General features: G+C 46.8%; 5 protein-coding genes. 2 read left to right on the top strand and 3 right to left on the bottom strand.

The features are described 5' to 3' along the window. Positions 1–109: 109 nt before the first annotated feature. From ACN4EG_RS27670 to ACN4EG_RS27660, 3 genes are all read right to left on the bottom strand, one after another. Positions 110–280, bottom strand: coding sequence for a hypothetical protein (locus tag ACN4EG_RS27670; protein WP_431633509.1), 171 nt, complete (start codon positions 278–280; stop codon positions 110–112). Beyond that, positions 281–616, bottom strand: a complete 336-nt coding sequence (locus ACN4EG_RS27665; RefSeq protein WP_431633508.1) for a hypothetical protein — start codon at positions 614–616, stop codon at positions 281–283. A 63-nt stretch (positions 617–679) separates the two neighbouring features. Continuing rightward, entirely contained in the window at positions 680–853 is a 174-nt protein-coding gene (locus ACN4EG_RS27660; RefSeq protein WP_431633507.1) for a hypothetical protein, read from the bottom strand. A gap of 18 nt (positions 854–871) precedes the next feature. On the opposite strand from ACN4EG_RS27660, the gene ACN4EG_RS27655 reads away from it, so the two are divergent. Both ACN4EG_RS27655 and ACN4EG_RS27650 read left to right on the top strand, forming a co-directional pair. Then, entirely contained in the window at positions 872–1,246 is a 375-nt protein-coding gene (locus ACN4EG_RS27655) for an STAS/SEC14 domain-containing protein (protein ID WP_431633506.1), read from the top strand. Positions 1,247–1,301: 55 nt separating this feature from the next. Further along, entirely contained in the window at positions 1,302–1,724 is a 423-nt protein-coding gene (locus ACN4EG_RS27650) for an HNH endonuclease (protein ID WP_431633505.1), read from the top strand. The last annotated feature ends 227 nt before the right edge of the window (positions 1,725–1,951 follow it).

Genomic DNA, 1,951 nt, shown 5'->3' with positions numbered 1-1,951 from the left:
CGAAGCGAGCCGCAATGGATGACACGTTTATGCTCCAAGTCTTAGCCGCTGCGTTGCCCGACTCGGGTAAAGACTCCACCCCTAGTTGTCAATAGCGTTTGAGATGCGCTTACCCTGGTCGTGTGTAGACATTCCAAAATTCAATCAAATTTTGAGGAACAATGTGTAATTGATGTCCATCCCGTTGAAGCCGTTGAATTGCACTGACTGCCTCAGAATAGACTGGACTCGCTGTCACCACACTCCGAATCAATAGATTGGTATCCATCAAATACAACATTTATCCCCGCTCTCCATAAATACTTTCTCGGCTAATAGCCTCATCAGAAAGATGTGGTAGATGCAAATCTCGGTGACTCTCTGCCCACTCTAAAAATGCTTGTGCTAGATCATTAGGCGACAATCGCTCATACAAGGGTGCTTCCGTTTGTGTCGTTGCGATCGCTTCGCTATTTTCTTGATCTGTTTTAGAAGATTGTGCAGCTTGTGTATCCGCTGTCTGCAAGAACTTATAGCGCTGATACTCCACAAACGAAAGCACCTCTACCAATGCCTCCTGCGGAAGCTCCACGATCGCACTTGCTAATTGCTGATGTAAGCTTTGATCATCCGTCATTAGCATCTCCTGATCGGAAATAATACCCTGATTGTAAGCGATCTACTTATGGTTTGCGCAGGTTTACCGCCTCCACCCCGGAGCCACCCCCCCAGCACCAATCCCGCCACCACGATCGACCTTCCGTACTGCATCTGCCTTTCCCTGAATCACAACCCAGCAATCCAGTCTCATTCTAGAACGATCGACCCTATGGAAAATCTTGACCTGCGATCGGGCTAAAATGGAGCTATCCACAACCCTACCCAGGCTGCTATGAGTGTTGATGAACTGCTCAAGGCTGTAGATAACTTAAGTGAACCTGACCTCGAAAGCCTAGTCGATCGTGCTCTTTTTGTGCGTGCCCGCCGCCGCGCACCTGTTGCCACGCCAGAAGAATCGACATTATTGCGAGAAATCAATCGCAGCATTCCAACAGAACTCACCGATCTCTACGAGCTTTTGGCTGACAAACGAGACAATGAAACCTTAACTGAAACAGAATATGCGGAACTGTTGGAAATTGGCGATCGGCTGGAAGTCTTTGGGGTAAAACGTCTGGAGGCGTTAGTGAAGTTAGCAGAGCTACGCCAAATACCGCTGTTGCAGCTCATGACGGATTTAGGCATTCAAACACCTGAAATTCGGTAGAGAGGTCAATCTCACAGAAACCAACGTAGATACATCAACTGCTCAAAACTTAAACATGGCAAGAGCCAAAATTCCTCAACAAATTAAACAACAGGTCAGTGAGCGAGCAGGAGGTTGCTGTGAATATTGTCGATCGCAACGCAAATTCTCACCCAGTAGCTTTGAGATCGAACATATCATTCCCATTAGTCGAGGTGGTGACGATAGCTTAGAAAATTTAGCTTTGGCCTGTGGTCAGTGCAACAATCATAAGTCTAACAAAGTGAGCGCGATCGATCCCGCATCAGGGCAAATCGTCCCGCTGTTCCATCCGCGAACGATGGCGTGGGATGAGCATTTTCTCTGGAGTGACGACACCTTAGAAATATTACCAATTACAGCAATTGGTCGGGCAACCGTTACTTTATTACAAACCAATCGAGAATCTGTTGTGAATTTACGGCGGCTTCTGCGTTTCAGAGAGCATCCACCAGCTTGATTCGAGACGTTTATGCTCTGTATCAAGAATCCAAATAGCTATCTCTGCAAGATGAATGTGTTTTCATTTGATTGCGTATTTACTATCACGATCTAATACCAAATTGATCGATCAATGCTATAGATTTGATCCCCCCTTGTATCTTAAGAGTAGTGGTAGACCGATCCCCCCTGGATTGAGAAAATCGCGGGCTAGCCAGGGTCGCCACTACTTTGCACTAGGGCCAA

This window comes from Alkalinema pantanalense CENA528 (assembly GCF_050753345.1).
Lineage (GTDB): Bacteria > Cyanobacteriota > Cyanobacteriia > Leptolyngbyales > Leptolyngbyaceae > Alkalinema > Alkalinema pantanalense.
This window is presented reverse-complemented; position numbering and strand designations above follow the sequence as displayed.

Bases quoted from the DNA above. Each gene is read 5' to 3' on its own strand.
- ACN4EG_RS27665 (WP_431633508.1), bottom strand. From the start codon at position 616: ATGACGGATGATCAAAGCTTACATCAGCAATTAGCAAGTGCGATCGTG.
- ACN4EG_RS27670 (WP_431633509.1), bottom strand. From the start codon at position 280: ATGTTGTATTTGATGGATACCAATCTATTGATTCGGAGTGTGGTGACA.
- ACN4EG_RS27650 (WP_431633505.1), top strand. From the start codon at position 1,302: ATGGCAAGAGCCAAAATTCCTCAACAAATTAAACAACAGGTCAGTGAG.
- ACN4EG_RS27655 (WP_431633506.1), top strand. From the start codon at position 872: ATGAGTGTTGATGAACTGCTCAAGGCTGTAGATAACTTAAGTGAACCT.